This is a genomic window from Paraburkholderia sp. J8-2 (assembly GCF_905220195.1).
Taxonomy (GTDB): domain Bacteria; phylum Pseudomonadota; class Gammaproteobacteria; order Burkholderiales; family Burkholderiaceae; genus Paraburkholderia.
The window spans coordinates 1-17,481 of the sequence record NZ_CAJMZA010000057.1 but is presented as its reverse complement, the minus strand read 5'-3'; the positions used below and the strand labels follow the sequence as shown (position 1 = coordinate 17,481).

At 63.9% G+C, this 17,481-nt stretch carries 16 protein-coding genes and 1 pseudogene; 3 read left to right on the top strand and 14 right to left on the bottom strand.

All coding sequences use genetic code 11. The annotated features are described in order from the left end of the window. The first annotated feature begins 97 nt into the window (after window positions 1–97). Window positions 98–538, top strand: coding sequence for a hypothetical protein (locus U5A52_RS42125; RefSeq protein ID WP_321940273.1), 441 nt, complete (start codon window positions 98–100; stop codon window positions 536–538). A 133-nt stretch (window positions 539–671) separates the two neighbouring features. On the opposite strand, the gene U5A52_RS42120 is transcribed toward U5A52_RS42125, so the two are convergent. The 4 genes from U5A52_RS42120 to U5A52_RS42105 all read right to left on the bottom strand — a co-directional run bounded on the left by U5A52_RS42120 (window position 672) and on the right by U5A52_RS42105 (window position 7,395). Continuing rightward, complete coding sequence (locus U5A52_RS42120) at window positions 672–2,315, bottom strand: ATP-binding cassette domain-containing protein (protein ID WP_321940272.1); 1,644 nt, start codon at window positions 2,313–2,315, stop codon at window positions 672–674. Between the two features lie 221 nt (window positions 2,316–2,536). After that, complete coding sequence (locus tag U5A52_RS42115) at window positions 2,537–3,574, bottom strand: porin (RefSeq protein ID WP_321940270.1); 1,038 nt, start codon at window positions 3,572–3,574, stop codon at window positions 2,537–2,539. Window positions 3,575–3,713: 139 nt separating this feature from the next. Continuing rightward, on the bottom strand, window positions 3,714–6,239 hold the full coding sequence (locus U5A52_RS42110; RefSeq protein ID WP_321916255.1) for a glucose/quinate/shikimate family membrane-bound PQQ-dependent dehydrogenase: 2,526 nt from the start codon (window positions 6,237–6,239) through the stop codon (window positions 3,714–3,716). A gap of 52 nt (window positions 6,240–6,291) precedes the next feature. Further along, window positions 6,292–7,395: a porin gene (locus U5A52_RS42105; RefSeq protein WP_321940269.1), complete on the bottom strand. Its 1,104-nt coding sequence runs from the start codon at window positions 7,393–7,395 to the stop codon at window positions 6,292–6,294. A gap of 370 nt (window positions 7,396–7,765) precedes the next feature. Between U5A52_RS42105 and U5A52_RS42100 the strand changes: the two genes are divergently transcribed. Next, window positions 7,766–8,317 (top strand): isochorismatase family protein, encoded by a 552-nt coding sequence (locus tag U5A52_RS42100; protein WP_321916253.1) that lies wholly within the window; start codon window positions 7,766–7,768, stop codon window positions 8,315–8,317. Between the two features lie 2 nt (window positions 8,318–8,319). Here the strand turns inward: U5A52_RS42100 and U5A52_RS42095 are convergent, their stop codons facing one another. The 4 genes from U5A52_RS42095 to U5A52_RS42080 form a co-directional block, all read right to left on the bottom strand. Then, window positions 8,320–9,042, bottom strand: a complete 723-nt coding sequence (locus U5A52_RS42095; protein WP_321916252.1) for a trimeric intracellular cation channel family protein — start codon at window positions 9,040–9,042, stop codon at window positions 8,320–8,322. Further along, entirely contained in the window at window positions 9,039–10,307 is a 1,269-nt protein-coding gene (locus tag U5A52_RS42090) for a M20 family metallopeptidase (protein WP_321940268.1), read from the bottom strand. The genes U5A52_RS42095 and U5A52_RS42090 overlap by 4 nt, the downstream gene beginning before the upstream one ends. Window positions 10,308–10,362: 55 nt before the next feature. Then, complete coding sequence (locus U5A52_RS42085; protein WP_321940267.1) at window positions 10,363–10,740, bottom strand: MarR family winged helix-turn-helix transcriptional regulator; 378 nt, start codon at window positions 10,738–10,740, stop codon at window positions 10,363–10,365. Between the two features lie 253 nt (window positions 10,741–10,993). Further along, entirely contained in the window at window positions 10,994–12,154 is a 1,161-nt protein-coding gene (locus U5A52_RS42080; RefSeq protein WP_321916249.1) for a porin, read from the bottom strand. On the opposite strand from U5A52_RS42080, the gene U5A52_RS42075 reads away from it, so the two are divergent. After that, a complete protein-coding gene (locus U5A52_RS42075; protein WP_321916248.1) occupies window positions 12,153–12,299 on the top strand; it encodes a hypothetical protein in 147 nt (48 codons plus the stop codon). The two genes, U5A52_RS42080 and U5A52_RS42075, sit on opposite strands and share 2 nt — an antisense overlap. A 342-nt stretch (window positions 12,300–12,641) precedes the next feature. Here U5A52_RS42075 and U5A52_RS42070 read toward each other — a convergent pair whose 3' ends face one another. The 6 genes and pseudogenes from U5A52_RS42070 to U5A52_RS42045 all read right to left on the bottom strand — a co-directional run. After that, window positions 12,642–13,376, bottom strand: a complete 735-nt coding sequence (locus U5A52_RS42070) for an ABC transporter substrate-binding protein (protein ID WP_321940266.1) — start codon at window positions 13,374–13,376, stop codon at window positions 12,642–12,644. A gap of 75 nt (window positions 13,377–13,451) precedes the next feature. After that, complete coding sequence (gene benD / locus U5A52_RS42065; RefSeq protein WP_321940265.1) at window positions 13,452–14,228, bottom strand: benzoate diol dehydrogenase BenD; 777 nt, start codon at window positions 14,226–14,228, stop codon at window positions 13,452–13,454. After that, window positions 14,225–15,247: a benzoate 1,2-dioxygenase electron transfer component BenC gene (benC, locus tag U5A52_RS42060; RefSeq protein ID WP_321916245.1), complete on the bottom strand. Its 1,023-nt coding sequence runs from the start codon at window positions 15,245–15,247 to the stop codon at window positions 14,225–14,227. Before benC ends, benD begins: the two co-directional genes overlap by 4 nt. Before the next feature lie 63 nt (window positions 15,248–15,310). Beyond that, entirely contained in the window at window positions 15,311–15,799 is a 489-nt protein-coding gene (benB, locus tag U5A52_RS42055) for a benzoate 1,2-dioxygenase small subunit (RefSeq protein WP_321916244.1), read from the bottom strand. After that, the gene (locus U5A52_RS42050; protein WP_321940264.1) at window positions 15,796–17,166 is read right to left on the bottom strand and encodes a Rieske 2Fe-2S domain-containing protein; all 1,371 of its coding nucleotides are present in this window, start codon (window positions 17,164–17,166) and stop codon (window positions 15,796–15,798) included. The genes benB and U5A52_RS42050 overlap by 4 nt, the downstream gene beginning before the upstream one ends. A 116-nt stretch (window positions 17,167–17,282) precedes the next feature. Beyond that, window positions 17,283–17,481 (bottom strand): annotated as a pseudogene (locus tag U5A52_RS42045) (catechol 1,2-dioxygenase); the annotation flags it as partial.

Sequence of the window (17,481 nt, the reverse complement as noted above, 5' to 3'; positions counted from 1 at the left end):
TCAAAAAGTGCGATAAATTATATTATGTCCAATTAGATAGCCACCTCAGGCACACCTCCTGCGCCGCCAATCCCATGGCGTCCTGCAGGAGGAACCCATGACGTCCGCCCCGTCATCCGGGCAACCAACCCGCGCCAGTTCGAATCCAGAACCCACGCTCGCGCAGCGCGTCGCCGGCTGGCTCGGTCTGTGCGCAGTGCCGCTCATCTGGCTGCTGCATCTGGCACTTGGCGTTACGCTCGTTTCCACGGCCTGCGCCGACGCCGTCACGCAGGACCCGATGCCGGGCTGGCACGGCACGCAATGGATCCTCGGCATCGCCTCGGTCTGCGCGCTCGTGCTTGCGCTCGTCATTACCTACGCCGCAGGCGGCGCCTGGCGCAAGACTGCCTACGTCGCGAAGGAAAAGCGCGATGCACGGCGATTCATCGCGTGGTGTGGCGCGACGGCTTCCGTGGCCTTCACCTTCGGTCTCGCCTTTTCGATCTGCATATTGATTGCAGTTCCGATCGAACGCCTCTGCACGGCCTTCGACTAGGTAACGCGATATCCGCCATGCAATCGCTGTGCGCCAGCGCTTCGGTGTAGTCATTTGTCTCGCTGGCCGTTGTCACGGTCACAGCCCGCCTCGCCGCATTCCGCACGACGACAGGTTCGGTCGCATCGTTGGATCAGATCACAGGATCGTAGCGCCATCCCTCGCGGCTCCATTGCATGGTATGCGTCGGCGCCAGCGCGGCGATGAAATCCGCGTCATGTGAAGCCACGATCAGCGCGCCCGGGAAGTCCGCTAGCGCCCCCTCGATCGCACGCACGGATTCGAGGTCGAGATGGTTGGTCGGTTCGTCGAGCAACAGTAACTGTGCCGGCGTGCCGCGCCAGAGCGCACAGGCGAGCGCGGCCTTCAACCGCTCCCCGCCGCTCAGGTAGCGCGCCGGTTGCGTCACGCGCCTGGCGTCGAGCTGCAGCAGCGCGAGCCGGCTGCGCAACGCCCCTTCTGCGAGCGGTGTTTCGAGCAACCCAAGCTGCTCGACGATCGAGCAGTCGGGATCGAGCTGTACGAGCTTCTGGTCCAGGTAGGCACAGCGAACATGCGTCACGCTGCGCCCCGTATGGGGCGCGAGTTGCCCCGCAAGGAGGCGCAACAGCGTCGACTTTCCGCATCCGTTCGGCCCCGTCAGCGCCACGCGCACAGGGCCGCTGCACGACCAGGTGAGCGTGGCGGCGGGATCGTCGTGGGCAAGCCACGGCAGCCGGGCCTCTTCGAGCGTGAAGACCTGGCGGCGCGCGCTGACTTCTGCGCCTGGCATCGCCACGAGCACGGGCGCCTCGGGTTCGACACGTGCGGCCGCCTCGGTAACGCGCTCGTCGAACGCCTCCTTGTGCTCGCGCTGCTCGGCCCTGACCTGCCCCATCACATTGCGCGCACCGCCCTTGATCCCCTCCTTCACCATCGACGATAAATTGGCCGTCTTCGCGTAACGCAAGGTGCCAGCGGCATGCCGCTGGATCGTGTCGTGTTCGCGTTGGAGCTTGCGCGTGGCGCGCTCGCGTTCGTTACGTGCATGGCTGAGCGCGCTCTTCGCCGCTTCGTGCTCCGCATCGCGCTGGGTGCGGTAGCTGGCATAGTTGCCGCCATAAGTTCGAAGCCCCGTGGGCGTGACTTCGACAATGCGCTGCATGTCTCCAAGCAATGCACGATCATGGCTCACCACGACGAGGCCGCCTCGCCATGCGCAAAGCGCGCTGCGCAGCCATGCGCGGCCAGCCGCGTCGAGGTGATTGGTCGGCTCGTCGAGCACGAGCAGACCGGCGTCACCCAGCAGCGCGCCTATCATGGTCACGCGTGCGAGTTCACCGCCGCTGAGTGCGTGCGCTGATGTGTCGGACTCCAGATGATCGAGACCCGCCGCGTCGAGCGCAGCACGCAGGCGCGCAGCGAGATCCCAGCGCTCGCCGATCACGTCGAAATCGACGGCGTCGGCCGTACCCTTTCCCAGCCGCGCCAGCGCCGCGAGCGGCGCTTCGATCCCCATGACTTGCGCAACGGTCCGCGTATCGTGTGACGCGTCAAGGTGTTGCTGCGCCGCGTACGCGACACGCACGTGCCGATCGATCGTGCCGGACGTCGGCTCGATTTTTCCCGCGATCAGTTGCGCGAGCATGCTTTTGCCAATGCCGTTTCGGCCGACAATACCAGTGGGCACGCGATCGACAATGAGTTCTAGCGAATCGAATAGCGTAATGCCGCTATCGAAACGCAATGAGACGTGATGGAGTGCGGCAAGCGCCGCAGCTGGCGTGACTCGAGCCATAAGCTTCTCCCGAATGTATGAAACCTCTCGCGCAACGTGTTCGACGCTGACGCGAAAACATTTTTTGGGGGAAGCTTAGTTGTCCACTTTGGCTGGAGTCCGGTATGCAGGAATGGAAGGCGCATGATAACAACGAGAGATGCCAGGCACAAGCCATACGCCGGCCGAATTGTTGGCCATGCACCACGCCGCCAGCGGATCGATCTACTAGAAAACCCCTTCTAAAAGCGGTCGATCATGCCAAACTGGACACCGCGCACTGGCGCGCCTGGCCAGGAAGGCGGCAGCCCGGTCACGTTCACGCCGCGCAGCGTGAAGGTCGCATCGTTACGATTGCGCAGCCACCCTGCGCTCGCGTAGAGCAGCACGCGCTTCGAGAGGTCGTACTCGCACGCGGCGCTGAACTGGTCGGCGTCGTTGTCGGCGCCCGAGAGGTCGTGCACCCACGCATAGCCGAGCGACGCACGAAATTGCGAGGTGATCGCGTAGCGCGCGGAGACTGAAAAGCCGTTGTTGTGGTTGCGCGGCGTGCCGCCGTCGCCGTTGAAATACGCGAAAAAGCCTGTCACAGGCCCTAATACATATGACATGCCTCCGAGATTCGCGCGTAGTGCCCCTGCGCCGTTTTGCTGTTGATGCGCGTACGAAATGCGAAACGGTCCGTGCCGCCATTCGACGGTTTCGATGTTGCCGGCAAGTCCGTTGCTGCCCGTAGCGGGGTCGCGCAGCGAGGCCATCAGCGTGGTCGAGAAACCGTAGATATCGGGCGACAGATACGTGATCGCGTTCGATTCGTATGGCGTGATCTTCGATAGATTGTTCAGGCCCGAAGCGATGGTGCCCGCGCCGAACGCGTCGAGTTGCCCCTTGAACGGAATATAGATTGGCGAGTATTGCCGCCCCGCCCGCACCGTGCCCCACTGTGTGCCGAGGCCAATCCACGCCTGGCGATTGAAGATCGTGTTGGCCACAGCAAAGGTGCCGTCGTTGGACCCGAAGCCGTTTTCCAGCTCGAACAGGATCTTGATGCCGTCGCCGATATCCTCCACGCCGCGCAGCCCGAAACGAGACCCGCGATACGCGCCCGAGTCCATGCGCGCGACCCAGCCCGCGCCCGGGTTCGTCACCTCGATGCTCGTGTCGAGCGTCCCGTACAGCGTGACCGAGCTTTGCGCGCGTGCGCTTGTCGTATGCAACGTGGCGAAGGTTGCCGCACACACCACCGCCCAGGCGCGCGCGGCGCGCAATGTTCGATTCATGGAGGAAAAACGGGTGAGGCGCACGAGCGGTGCGTCGCATGCTGCATGAGAAGCGGCAGGTGCTGTGCGAGCCCCTGCCTCCGCCTGAAAAACCCGCTAGCCGCGGCCGCCCTGTGCTGCCGGGCGGCTCCCGCGCGCTTCACTGCTTCGGCAGCGCGTAGGCAATCACGTAGTCGCCGAGCTTCGTGCCGAACGAGCCGTGCCCGCCCGCCGCGATCACGACGAACTGACGGTCGCCCACCGCATAGGTCATCGGCGTGGCCTGACCACCCGCGGGCAGCCGCGCTTGCCAGAGCCGGGCGCCATTGTTCACGTCGAAGGCGCGGATGTAGTTGTCCGCCGTCGCGCCGATGAAGATCACGCCGCCCGCCGTCACCATCGGGCCGCCGAGCATCGGCATGCCCGTGCGGAAGGCCACCGGAATCGGCGAGCTGTCACGCGTCGTGCCGATGCGCTTTTTCCAGATGATCTGATTGGTCTTGAGGTCGACAGCGGAGATGTAACCCCATGCCGGCTGCTTGCACGGTAGCCCGAGCGGCGACATGAACGGATTGAGTGTCACGCCGTAAGGCACGCCGTATTGCGGCTGAATGCCCGCCTCCGTGCCGCTGCCCTTCGCGCCCGGCTGCGGCTCCATCGGGTTGCCCGGCCCGCGCGGAATGAGCCGCGAGACGAACGGCAGCGCGATGGGATTCGCCACGGCGATCTGCCGGTCGGTGTCGATGGCAAGGCCGCCCCACTCGAACATGCCGAGGTTGCCCGGGAAGACGAGCGAGCCTTGCAGCGAAGGCGGCGTGAATGTGCCTTCATAGCGCAGCTGGTGGAACATCACGCGGCAGATGAGCTGGTCGTACATCGTGGCGCCCCACATGTCGGCGTCGGTAAGGTCCTTCGACGGCCGGAACGTGAGTTGCGAGAACGGCTGCGTGGGCGAAACGTGGTCGCCCGGCGCCGCGCCCTGCGGCACCGGCATTTCGGGCGCGGGCACGACGAGTTCGCCCGTGCGGCGGTCGAGCACGAACAGGTTGCCCGTCTTCGCGGGCGCATACACCACCGGCACGGTCTTGCCGTCCTTGTCGGTGATGTCGGCGAGCGTGGGCTGCGAGGGCTGATCCATGTCCCACAGGTCGTGGTGCACGGTCTGGTAGAACCAGGCGAGCTTGCCGGTCGACGCGTGCAGCGCGAGCAGGCCCGTTGCGTAGCGTTCCATGTCGGGCGTGCGGTCGCCGCCCCAGATGTCCGGCGTCTTCACGCCCATCGGCAGATAAACGATGTCGAGCTTCGCATCGTAAGCCGCCGGCGCCCACGAGTTCGGCGAATTCCACGAGTAGTGCTCCCCTGGGCCCGGAATCTTGTTCGGGTCCGCCGCGCCCGGATCGAACGCCCACAGCAGCTCGCCCGTGCGCACGTCGAAGCCGCGAATCACGCCCGAAGGTTCGCGCGTCGAGAAGTTGTCTTCCACGGCGCCCGCCACGACGATCACCTTGCTCGTGACGATGGGCGGCGAGGTGGGCTCATACATGCCCGGCGTCGTTACCGGCATGGCGTGCTGCAGGTCGAGATCGCCGTTTTTGGCGAAGCCCGCGCAGCGCTCGCCCGTGAGCGCGTCGAGTGCGTAGAGGTGGCCGTCGTTCACGGGCAGCAGAATGCGCTTCGTGCAGGCGCCGTTCACGGCGGCAGGCATTGCGACGGCCGTGGTTTCGCTCGCCGGCGCGGCGGCTTCTGTCGCTGAGGCGGCGTCGCTCGCGGGCGCGGCCGCCTCGGTTGCCGAAGCCGCCGCGGGGTCCGATGCGGCCGCGGGCGTCGACGCCGCTGCGGCATCACCCGCACTCGCATTCGCGCTCGCCGAAAGATCCACGAACGACACGCCCCGGCAGGTCACGTGCTGGAACGAGGGATCGGCCTGCAGCTTCGGATCGAACTTCCATTTGAGTTCGCCGGTTTGCGCGTCGAGCGCGAACAGGATCTGGTGCGGCGAGCACAGGTAAAGCAGGTCGCCGATCTTGATCGGCGTGACTTCGTTGGTGATCTCGACCGGATCGTTGGGCCCCTTCGTGTCGCCGGTGCGGAAGGTCCATGCCACCTGCAGATTGTGCACATTGTCGGGCGTGATCTGCTGCAGCGGCGAATAGCGCGTGCCTTGCTGGTCGCGTCCGTAAGCGGGCCATTCGGATGGCTCGATGCCATCGACGTTCGGCGCGGGCGTGGTCCTCACCGCCGCGAGCGAGCCGTTGATCTGCTGCGGGTCGTTGAAGTGCGCATACACGAGCACGCCGCCCCACACGAGCAGCCCGACCACGAGTGAAAGCACGCCGAACTGGCGCGGACGCTCCAGGTGCCAGCTCATGAGCACGAGCAGCCAGATGCCGAACACCACCAGCACGCCCGAGCGCGGCACGAGCGCCCAGAAGTCCGGCCCCGACTCCCAGAGCCCCCAGATCGCCGTGCCGATCAGCACGATCGCGTAGAGCACGAACGCAGAGGGACTCGCACGCCACAACAGCCACGCGAACACGAGCAGCAACACGCCCGTCACGACGTAATACGGCGAGCCGCCGAGCGAAATGAGCCACGCGCCGCCAGCCAGCAGATAGACCGCCGTGAGCAAGGTGAACAGCACGGAGATGACTCCGATGAAGCCCAGCGGTTTCGATAGTCTGGCCATGATCTCAACCTTCCTCGAAGAATGTCGTCTGCGATGGCGGAACAACGTGGCGTCAGAACACGTGCATCATCCCGACGTAGGCACCCGTTTGCGATTGGCCCGCCAAGGGGCTGGTCGGCGTGCTCGAGTCGCGCGGCGTGGCGAACACGGAGAACGTGCCGTTCTTGCTGTTGCTCACATACGCGAGCGTGCCGTACAGGAACGTGCGCGCACTCAGGTTGTACGTGGTGCCGAGCGCGTAGAGCATGGCGTGGCTCGCAGGGTCGTGCGAGGCGTCGCCGCCGCCCTCGCCTACGTGAATATAGAAACCCGCGGCCGTCACGGCCCACTTCGGTGTGGCCTGGTAGGTCGCGCCCAGCCAGTAGTGGTCGGCGGTATCGGAAATGCCGGGCGGCGTATCGGGCGCGGAATAATGCGTGTACGCGGCCTGGATCTTGAACTTCTGCACGCGCAGGTTGCCGCCCACGAAGTATTCTTTCGAGGCCGTGAAGATGTTTGAAAAGCGCCCGCTCGAATCGCGCAGTTCGTCGTAGATGCCGCGCAGGTCGAAAAGCGTCGAGTGGTACGACAGCATGATGCCGTCCGAGCGGCCAAACTCGCCTTCGGCGCCGGCATTGAAGTTGCCCGGCTGATTGCCGAACGAATACTGCCCCTGCACGTCGAGGCCGTTCCACACCGGGCTGTGATATTCGATGTTGTTGCTCGTCTGCTGCCAGTTGCGGCCGCGCACGAGCGAGGCCGACGACACCGCCTGCTGCACGAACGGATCGTATGCCCACACGCCGTCGCTATCGATGAAGAGATTACGGCCGGCTTGCAGTTGCCCCCACGTGTCGTTCTTCAAGCCGACATACGCGCGGCGCGACCAGAGCCGGCCGCCGCCCGTGGTGCCGTTCATGATTTGCACGGCGGTTTCGAGGTTGAAGATCGCGGCGCTGCCGCCGCCCAGGTCCTCGGTGCCCTTGAGGCCGAACATGCTGGTGCCCCAGTCGCCGCCTTCGGCGCTCCAGCGGCTCGAACTGCCGCCGTTGCCGTTCGCGATGTGATTGAGGTACTCGATACCGCCATCCACGCGGCCGTACATCGTGACACTCGATTGTGCGCACGCGGCCGAACTGGCGGCGAGCAGCACCACTGCGCCCAGAGTCGTTTTCACGTTGGCTCCCTTGTGGAGTCCTCTTTCTTGGTCCGGTCCGTGCCGGGGCGGATAACGTGGTTTAACGTGCAGACAAGCCGGCGCGCCCGGTTGCATGCCGGACACATCGCGCACTAAAAAGCATAGCGCGTGGTGAGAAATCCCGTATTTTGGCTGGACGACGAATGACGCACAGTTGCACGCCCGCGACGGAGCGGGGGCGCAAAGCATATTGCGTGCCGCGCGGCACCATGCGCGGCGCATGCGTGGGCTGTTCAGCACGATTGCCGTGGACTTTCAGGGCGACGTATCGGCGCGCCTGCCATTGCGAGGGCTCGCGAAGGGGGGCCGGACACGCGATAGAATCAGCGCTTTTCATGGACGTTTCCCCATGACCACTGCGCTGCTCGTCATCGATTTTCAGAAGACGCTTGTCGACACCGAACCGCTGCCCGGCGACATCGCCATGGTCAGCGCCAACATCAACGTGCTGTTGCAGCGCGCAAGGCATGCGGGTGCGCCGGTCGTGCTGATCCAGCATGAGGACGACACGGCGCTCGTTCGCGGGTCCGACGCGTGGGCGCTGTCGGCCACGCTTGTGACGGACCCGGCCGACCACCTCATCGGCAAGCGCACGCCCGATTCGTTTCTCGGCACCGGCCTGGGCGCCCTGCTCGCCGCGCATGCGGTGAATCACGTCGTGATCTGCGGCTATGCGAGCGAATTCTGCGTCGACACGACAGTGCGGCGCGCCGCCGCAAACGGCCTCGCGGTCACGCTCGCCGCCGACGCCCACACCACCCACGACAAGGCCCACGCGAATGCGGCGTCGATCCGCGCGCACCACAACGCGACGCTGTCGAATATCCGCAGCTTCGGCCCGAAGATCAGCGCGGTGCGCACCGGTGAAATTGCATTCGGCACGCCCGCACAAGACGGCTGAAGTTAGCGCGCGTCGTGCCGCGAGTCTGCCTTCGCGGCGTCGCCGCCCTGTGTCGGCTGCGGTTGAGCCGGCCGCACAGTATGGAAAACCGGCAAACGCCAGCCGAAATAGAGCGAAGCCAGCCGCAACGCCACGCAGGAAATCACGGCCACCCAGGGCGTCCAGAACGTCGACCAGCCCGCATACGTGAGCCCCACCTGCACGGCGGCGCCAAGCAGCGCCGCCGACGCATAGATCTCGCGATCGAGAATGGCCGGCACGCGCGAGAGCAGCATGTCGCGCATCACGCCGCCGCCCACCGCGCTCACGATGCCAAGGATGATGGCCGGCTCAGCGCTCTGGCTATACGCAAGCGCCTTCTGCGCGCCCGCCACCGCAAAGAGGCCTAGCCCGATCGCATCGAACAGCAGCACGGGGTGACGCAGCCGCCGCACCTGCGGATACGCGGCAATGGTGAGCCCCGTAGCCAGCAACGTCACCGCGAGATAGGCCCAATTTGCGAGCCCTGCCGGCGGCACCGCACCGATACACAGATCGCGGATGATGCCGCCGCCGCACGCCACCATGAAGCTCACGACGACGATGCCGAACAGGTCGAGCCGCCGCTGCCGCGCGGCCACCGCGCCGGAGATCGCGAAGGCGAACGTGCCGATCAGGTCGAGTGCCGTATAGGCCGTGTGAGCGTTGAGATGCGCGCCCACTTCCGCGCCGATTGCCACGCTCACGCCGCCTCGCTTTCGCGGCCGAGCCACGCGCCGGCCGCGCACAGCATCGCCTCGAGGCCGGCGCGCAAGGTGGGGTCGAGCACCGGCGCGAACTTCGGCGAGTGGTTGCTCGGAATCTCGTTGAGCTTCTTCGCGGCCCTGGCTTGCGCATAGACCTCGGGATCGGTGCCGCCCACGAACCAGAACGCGTACGGCACGCCCCATTCGCGGCCGAACACGCTGAAGTCCTCGCTGGCGGCGGCCGGCGGCGTTTCGTAAGCGCGCTCGCCGAACCACGCTTCGAACGCCTTGCGCAGGCGCGCCGTGGTGGCGACGTCGTTTACCGTGAGCGGGTAGCTCGACAGCGTCGTGAACTCCGGATCGCGCGGCGCATTCGAGGCCGCGCATTCGGCGCAGCAGATACGGCGGATCGCGCCCAGCATGTACTCGCGCACGTCTTCGTCGAAGGTGCGCATGTTGAGTTTGAGCGTGGCGTCGTCCGGGATGATGTTTTCCTTCGTGCCTGCCTGGAGGGAGCCCACTGTGAGCACCGCGCGCTCGCTCGGCGAGATTTCGCGCGAGACAATCGTCTGCAGGCGCAGCGTGGTGGAAGCCGCCATGATCACCGGGTCGATCGACGTTTGCGGCTGCGAGCCGTGCGAGCCGCGGCCGAACAGCTTCACCTTGAGACTGTCGCCCGCCGAGAGGATCGTGCCGCTGCGATAGCCCACGGTGCCAGCCGGGCCCACCATCACGTGCTGGCCGAGAATCACGTCGGGCTTCGGAAAGCGCTCGATCATGCCGTCGTCCATCATGCTGCGCGCGCCGCGCCCCACTTCTTCGCCGGGCTGGAACACGGCAAGCAGCGTGCCGCTCCATGCGTCGCGATGCGCCGCCATCAACTGCGCCACGCCTAGCAGCCAGGTCACGTGCAGATCGTGCCCGCACGAGTGCGCCACGCCCACCTGCACGCCCTCTTCGTCTTTGGCCGTCACGGTGCTCGCATACGGCAGGCCGGTGGCTTCGGCCATGGGCAGCGCGTCCATGTCGGCGCGCAGCATCACGACCGGCCCCTCGCCGTTGCGCAACACGCCCACCACGCCCGTCACGCCGACTTCGCGCGAGACTTCGTAACCGAGCTTTTGCATGCGCTCCGCCACGAGCGCCGCCGTGCGGAACTCCTGCATCGAGAGTTCAGGATGCTGGTGCAGATCCTTGTAGAGCGCTTCGAGTTCGGGTAGCAGCGCGCCGATGGCGGGCGCCACGGTTTCGACCAGCTTCGGCATGGACGACTCCTTCATGCTTGATTCAATCACTTTGTCAGTCAGGCAAGGCGCGGTCTCAACCGCGCTCGATCAGGCTCTGCGCAAGCTTGGCGAGCAACTGGTCGAGCGTCTTGCGCTCGTGGTCGGTGAGCACGGCAGCGAGTTCGGACTCGAGCTTCGAGCCTGCTTTTTCAGAGGCGCTCGCCACCTTCGCGCCCTCTGGCGTGACGCGCAGTGTAACGCTGCGCCGGTCCGTCGCGTGCGCGCCACGACCTATCAGACCGCGCGACTCGAGTTCGCCGAGCGTTTTGGAAAGCAGCGTTTTTTCGATGAGCGCGAGCTGAGAAACGGCCTTGGGCGTGATGCCCGGTTCGGCCCGGATGATGCGCAGCACGCGCATGGCACGCACGTCGAGATCCCAGCGCTCACGGTAGACCGCGTTGGCGCGATCCATCAGCAGGGCACTCGTTTGATCGAGCCTGAATGTGAGGAAATCTGAATACAAATGCGTGCTCCCGTCCAGTGCGCCAACTGGACGCCAGTATAGTCAAATAGTTGAAAATTTCAACTATCTAGAACCGGTAAGCACGATTGAGCGGACGTAGATGCGACAACGCGGCGGCTCCCTCTTGAGAGGAGAACCGCCGCGCGGGGGAAAACGTTCGGCGGGGACAGATGCCCGCCGAGGTCAGCCTCGCTGAACCGACTTAGAACGCGTGGCGCATGCCCACCGTGACGGCGACCTGCGTATCGGTCGACGAAGGCGAGAGCGTGTTGATCATGGCGTGCGAGAGCACCGAGCCTTCCGGTGCGCCATGCACGTTCTGGTACACGCCTTCCAGGTAGAAGTCGGTGCGCTTGCTGATAGCGTAGTCCGTTTGCAGCATTGCCGTGTTCCAGCCCGGGCTCGAGCCGTTGTACGCGCCGTGCGTGTACGTGTACGCACCCGACACGCTCCATGCCGGCGTGAGCGCGTATTTCACGTTCGCTTCGAAGTTGTCGAGGCGCAGCGAACCGGCGAGCGAACCTGCGGAGTCGTCGTTCGAGCCGAGGTAGGTGCCCGTGCCGAACGAGTAGACGCCTGCGGCGTTGTCGATCTGCGAGTGGCTCCAGACGAGACCCACCGTGGCCGGGCCATAGGTGTAGTTGCCGCCGAGCGACCAGACACGCTGACGTTCAGCCAGGAAGTTCGCGCTCGTGTCGCTCGTGGTGACCGCGCCGCTGCCGGTGCCCGCGTTGTTGAACTGCAGGTAACCGGCCGCGAGGTTCAGCGGGCCCTGGCTATACGACACGGCGAAGCCGTACGAGCGGTTGTTCGCGAAGTCGCCGGCCTTGTTGCTGAACGAGTACATCGTCTCGAACGTCACACCGTACCAGGTCGGGCTCGCGTACTTGACCGAATTGTTGATGACCACCGAGTTCGCCGCGAGGTTGTCGTTCTCGAACGGGTGAGCCGCGAGGCTGCCGCCCCACGTGTTGAATTCCGCCGTGAGCGGGCCCACGAGGTCGTTCATCACGTCGAACTGGCGGCCGAACGTGAGCGTGCCGTACGGATCGCTTTGCATGCCGACCCAGGCTTGCGAACCGAAGCCCAGACCCGAGAACGCCTGCGCGCCGTTGTTGAGCAGGAAGCCTTGTTCGAGCTTGAAGATCGCATGCAGACCGCCGCCCAGATCTTCCGAACCCTTGAGGCCGAATACCGTGTTCTGCGTGGAGCTGCTGTTGAGCTGCCAGTTGCTGTGGCCGAACTGGTTGTTCGTGTAGACGAGACCGGTATCGATCAGGCCGTAGAGGGTCACGCTGCTTTGCGCGTGTGCCGAAATGGCAAAGGCGCTCAGCAGGGCCGCGGCGAGTAGCGATTTTTTCATGTTTTCAAGCTCCGGATTGGGCGGTGGGTTAATGCATCGAATTCAGGCAGCCGGCACCATCGGCGTGCAATCTCATACGCGCGCATTCCATTTCGGTGCAGATTCAAAAGAAAAAATCTACCCGTCGATGATTATTGCGAATTGAGCAATTCATCGATGTTGATAATGCAATGACGAAATGGGAATCGAGCGGCGAGTACGGCGCGAATCGAACACCCGCATCATAGGGCGTAGAAAATAAAAATGGTGTCGAAATTCGAGCGGCGTGGCGTCGATGGCACAACCGCGCCGGGCAAGGCTCGACGCGCGTCGAGGAATGTGCGGGGCGTGAATATTGCTGGACAAATTACATAATGCTTTCGATATGACGCATTAAAACCGGCGAGAAAGACCGATTAACCGCATTGAGAACTGTCGCCGAAATCGGCCCTCAGAGCGCGTTGATTCTTGTATTAATGCGCGCTCATTTTGACTTGACGTCATTCATTCAGGCAGCCGGTGCAACCGATGCGCCCGCTATTGCGTGACGCTTCAATGCCTCTGCCACAAATCCCGACGCCTTCATGGTTTCGACAAACGCGCCGAGCACTTCGGCCGCCGGTGGACCGCGGCGCTTCGCGACGCCCATCGCCTGGCGAATCACCATGAAGCGTTCGTCGAGCAGGCGCAAACCGCCGACTTTCGCGGCATCGGCTTCGAGTTGCTGCTTCACGCCCGCGGCGACTTCAAGCCCTTGATCGAGGAAGGTCTGCACGACGGTTGGCGAAGTCGGCGCGCGCACGATCTCCGCTTGCTTCAATTCGCGCGAGAGAAAGAGATCGTACGCACTGCCCTTGCCCACCGCCACGCGGTTATGCGGCTGATCGACTTCGGCATTGGTGCGCACGAGCGAATCGTTGCGCACCAGATAAAAGCCTTCGATCAACACATAAGGCGCGGTGAACGCGATCGTCTCGCCTCGCTTGGGATCGACGGCGAAGAAGCCGAAATCCGCGCGCTCGTCGCTCACGGCTTCGACGGACTTGCCCGCCGCGTCGAACACGACGAGTTCGAGCGGCACGCCCAGGTGCTGCGCGAACGCGCGTGCGAGATCGACGGAAACGCCGAACGGTTCGCCCGAGGCCGCATCGCGATTTGCGAGAATCGGATTGCCGAGGTTGATGGAGGCGCGCAACGTACCCGTGGGCGCGAAGGCTTTGACGACGGCAGGATCGATATTCATGGCGATGGCGGCACGACAATCAGGGGCCTTCGAGCATATCACCCCGGCCGCGCACCCCGCCTGTGCGCGCCTCGCTCAGCCCGTATCGCCGCCGGCGACCGGCAACACCGAGCCGGTGATATAGCTCGCCTCGTCCGAAGCGAGAAACAGAATCGGCGCGATCTGTTCGTCGAGGGTGCCGTAGCGCTTGAAGAATGTCGATTCGGTGACCTGCCGCACCGCCTCGCCCATCCAGGCCTTTTCCTGTTCGCTGTCGCCGGCGGCGTTGCGCGGAATGCGGCGCGGCGGCGCTTCGGTGCCGCCTGGCGCCGTGGCGACCACGCGGATATGGTGCTCCGCGTATTCCATCGCCAGCGATTGCGTGATCGCATTCACGCCGCCCTTCGCCGCCGAATACGGCACGCGGCGAATGCCGCGCGTGGCGTTCGAGGAAACATTGACGATGGTGCCGCGCCCGCGCGCGAGCAAATGCGGCAACACGGCGTGACACGTGTACAGCGTAGGCATGAGCGAGCGGCGGATTTCCGCATCGATCTGCGCCGGCTCGAATTGCGCGAACGGGCGCATGCGGATGGCCCCGCCCACACCGTTGATGAGAATGTCGATGCCGCCAAAGTGTTTCGCGGCGAAGTCCATGGCCGCTTTCGCGCCTTCATACGTTTCGAGGTCGGCGACAAAGCCCGCCGTTTCAGCGCCCGTCGCTTCTGCCGCGATTTCGCCCACGAAATCGGCGCGATCGACGAACACGACCTTGCCACCTTCGGCCGCCGCGCGCAGCGCGACGCCGCGGCCAATTCCCTGCGCCGCCCCGGTGACGACGACGACCTTGCCTGCGAATCGTTGCATGATCATGCCGCCTTCGGAACGACGTTCGGGGTGAACTTCTCGTAGTGGAAGCTGTTAGGCTTCACGCCTTCGTCATCGAAATACTTGCGTACGGCGTCCACCATCGGCGGCGGCCCGCACAGATACACGTCTACGTCGCCATCGTTCAAGGCGTCGGCGGGAATGTGCTGCGTGACCCAGCCCTTGCGAGGATGATTCGAATCCGCGTCGGCAATGACAGTCGCGAAGCTGAAGTTCGGCAGTTTCGCCGCGTAGGCCTCGATGGCTTCGACCAGCACCAGGTCGAGGTCGCGCGTCACGCCGTAAATGAGGTGCACCTTCTGCTGCGCGTTGGTGCGCGCGAGCACTTCCAGCATCGAGAGGAACGGCGCGAGACCCGTGCCGCCTGCGAGGAACAGCAGCGGACGCGCTACGTCACGCAAATAGAAGCTGCCGAGCGGCCCCGTCAAATCGAGCTTCGTACCCGGTTGCGCGGCTTCGAGCCAGGTGCTCATCACGCCACCCGGAATCTTCTTGATCAGGAAGCTGATTTTCGATTCGCCCGGCGCAGAAGAGAAGGAATACGAACGATGTTGACCACTGCCCGGCACGTCGATGTTGACGTACTGGCCCGGCAGGAACACGGGGCCCGTTGCGTCGACGTCCAGTTCGAGCACGATCGCCGCGTCGTTGTGCTGCTCGACCTTCGTCACCGTGGCTGCGAACGTGCTCTGCCCGGTCTTGCACACCGTTGAAGACGCGGGAATCGCGATCACGCAGTCGCTCTGCGGCACCATCTGGCAGGTGAGCACGAGACCGCTGTCCTTTTCGTCTTCGGTCAGCGCGTCTTCGATATAGTCTTCGCCCAGGTCGTAGCTGCCGCTTTCCGCGCGGCACTTGCAGGTGCCGCACACGCCGTCTGAGCAATCCATCGGCAGGTTGATGCGCGCGCGAAACGCAGCGTCAAGGACCTTCTCACCTGCCTTGCATTCGATGAAACGGGTCACGCCGTCTTCGAAATTCAGTGCAATCTTGTAGCTGGACATGGTGTCTCCTTCATACCCATGTTGAAACCGGGTCTCGATGTCAAATAAGACTTAAACGAGACTTCAAACGTGATAAACGTCGAGTACTTGCCGGATGTAATCGTTCTTCAGCACGATCTTTTTGCTGGCAATCAGGAAGTCGTCGCCGCGCTTGCGCAAGGTGACGAACATCGTGCCGAAGAAGCTGTCCGTGGTTTTGTAGCGATGACTGAGCGTGTGGAAGTTGTAGCGCACCTCCACTTCGTCGCCGCGATCCGCCAGCACTTCCACGTTCGTCACGTTGTGGCTCGTGCGCGGCTCCGGCATCGAAGCGCCGCTGCGCTCGGTCTTGATGCGAAACACACGGTCTTCGAGGCCGCCGCGATCCGGGTAGTACATCAGCGAGATCTGCGACTGGTGGTCGTCGGTGAGCTGGTCATCGTCGTCCCACGCGGGCATCCAGTACGTGACGTCTTCGGCGTAGCAGGCGAGCCATTCTTCCCACTGGCGATCGTCGAGCAGGCGCGCTTCGCGGTACAGTGCGGCGCAGATTTTCTGGTAGTCGTTGCTCATGCCTGCGCTCCTGCCTGTTCGTGATGCATCTCCTGCTCGAGGGCGTCGCGCATGGCGTGCACCCAGTACTCGTGCTGGACCACGAACAGACCTTCGTCTTCGCTGCGCTCGCCGGAAATGATCGGCTTGAGGCCCATCTTCTTCGCGTTTTCGTCCGCCCCTTCGACCCACAGCGGCGCGCCGCGCGAGAGATCGTTCCACATGGCCGTGGTGCCCGCATAACCGGTCTGGCATGCGCGGAACTCTTCGAGGTCGTCGGCGGTGCCCATGCCCGTGACGTTGAAGAAGTCCTCGTACTGGCGAATGCGCGTTGCCCGATCTTCCGCGCTCTCGCCCTTCGGCGCGAAGCAGAAAATGTTCACCTCGGTCTTGTCCACGCTGATCGGGCGCACCACGCGAATCTGCGTGCTGAACTGGTCCATCAGGAACACGTTCGGGTAGACACACAAATTTCTCGTCTGATTGACGATGAAATCCGCTTGCACTTCGCCCACGCGCGCCTTGATTTCGTCGCGATGCTTGTACACCGGCCGCACTTCCGGGTTCATCGTATTGGTCCACAGCAGGATGTGGCCGTGGTCAAAGCCATATACGCCCGCCACCGACTTGCTCCAGCTATTGGCGTCCACCGCCTGGGTACCGTCTTCCTTGCGCCGGCCCATGGTCGCGGCGTAGTTCCAGTGCACGGTGCTGACGTGGTAGCCGTCACAGCCGTTCTCCATCTGCATCTTCCAGTTGCCGTCGTACATATACGAGGAGTTGCCGCGCAGCACTTCGAGGCCGTTCGGCGACTGGTCGACGATCTGGTCGATGATGATCTTCGCTTCGCCGAGGTAGTCTTCGAGCGGCTGCACGTCGGCATTCAGGCTGCCGAACAGAAAGCCGCGATAGCTCTCGAAGCGCGCGACCTTCTTCAGGTCGTGAGACCCCTCTTTGTTGAATTGCACGGGGTACTCGGTCGTTCTTTCGTCCTTGACCTTCAGGAGCTTGCCGGTGTTGGAGAACGTCCAGCCGTGGAACGGGCACGTGAAGCTGCCCTTGTTGCCGTGCTTGCGCCGGCACAGCATGGCGCCCTTGTGTGCACAGGCGTTGATTACGGCGTTCAGCGCGCCGGTCTTGTCGCGCGTGATGACGACCGGCTGGCGGCCCAGCCACGTGGTGTAGTAGTCGTTGTTTTCAGGAATCTGGCTTTCGTGCGCGAGGTACACCCAGTTCTTCTCGAAGATGTATTTCATCTCCAGTTCGAACAGGTCGGCATTGGTGAAGATGTCCCGGCGGCAGCGGAATACACCGTTTTGCTTGTCGTCCTGCACGGCGGTGGACAGCAGGTGATCCAGGTCACTGGCTTTGTCGATGATGGCTGACATATTAGCTCTCCTATGCATACTCCACACGCGGTACGGAGTTCCTGCATCGGTGTCGAATGATGATCGCGGTAAAACTGGCGGCGGCTGTGTCTTCACACCGCCGCCTCGCAGGACGGTTACGCCGTGGCTTCGGCGCGCAGGCGGTGAACGAGCTGGTTGTCCTTACCCTGGACCAGCGGGGTGAGCGTCACGTTGAACTCGATGTCCTTGTACGTGTCGGCTTTCAGGCCGAGAGCCGTGCCACCGGACTTTTCCGTCACGTGCGGAATCAGTTCTTCACGGGTCGCGTAGGCGAAGTCGTCCCAAATGAGCGGG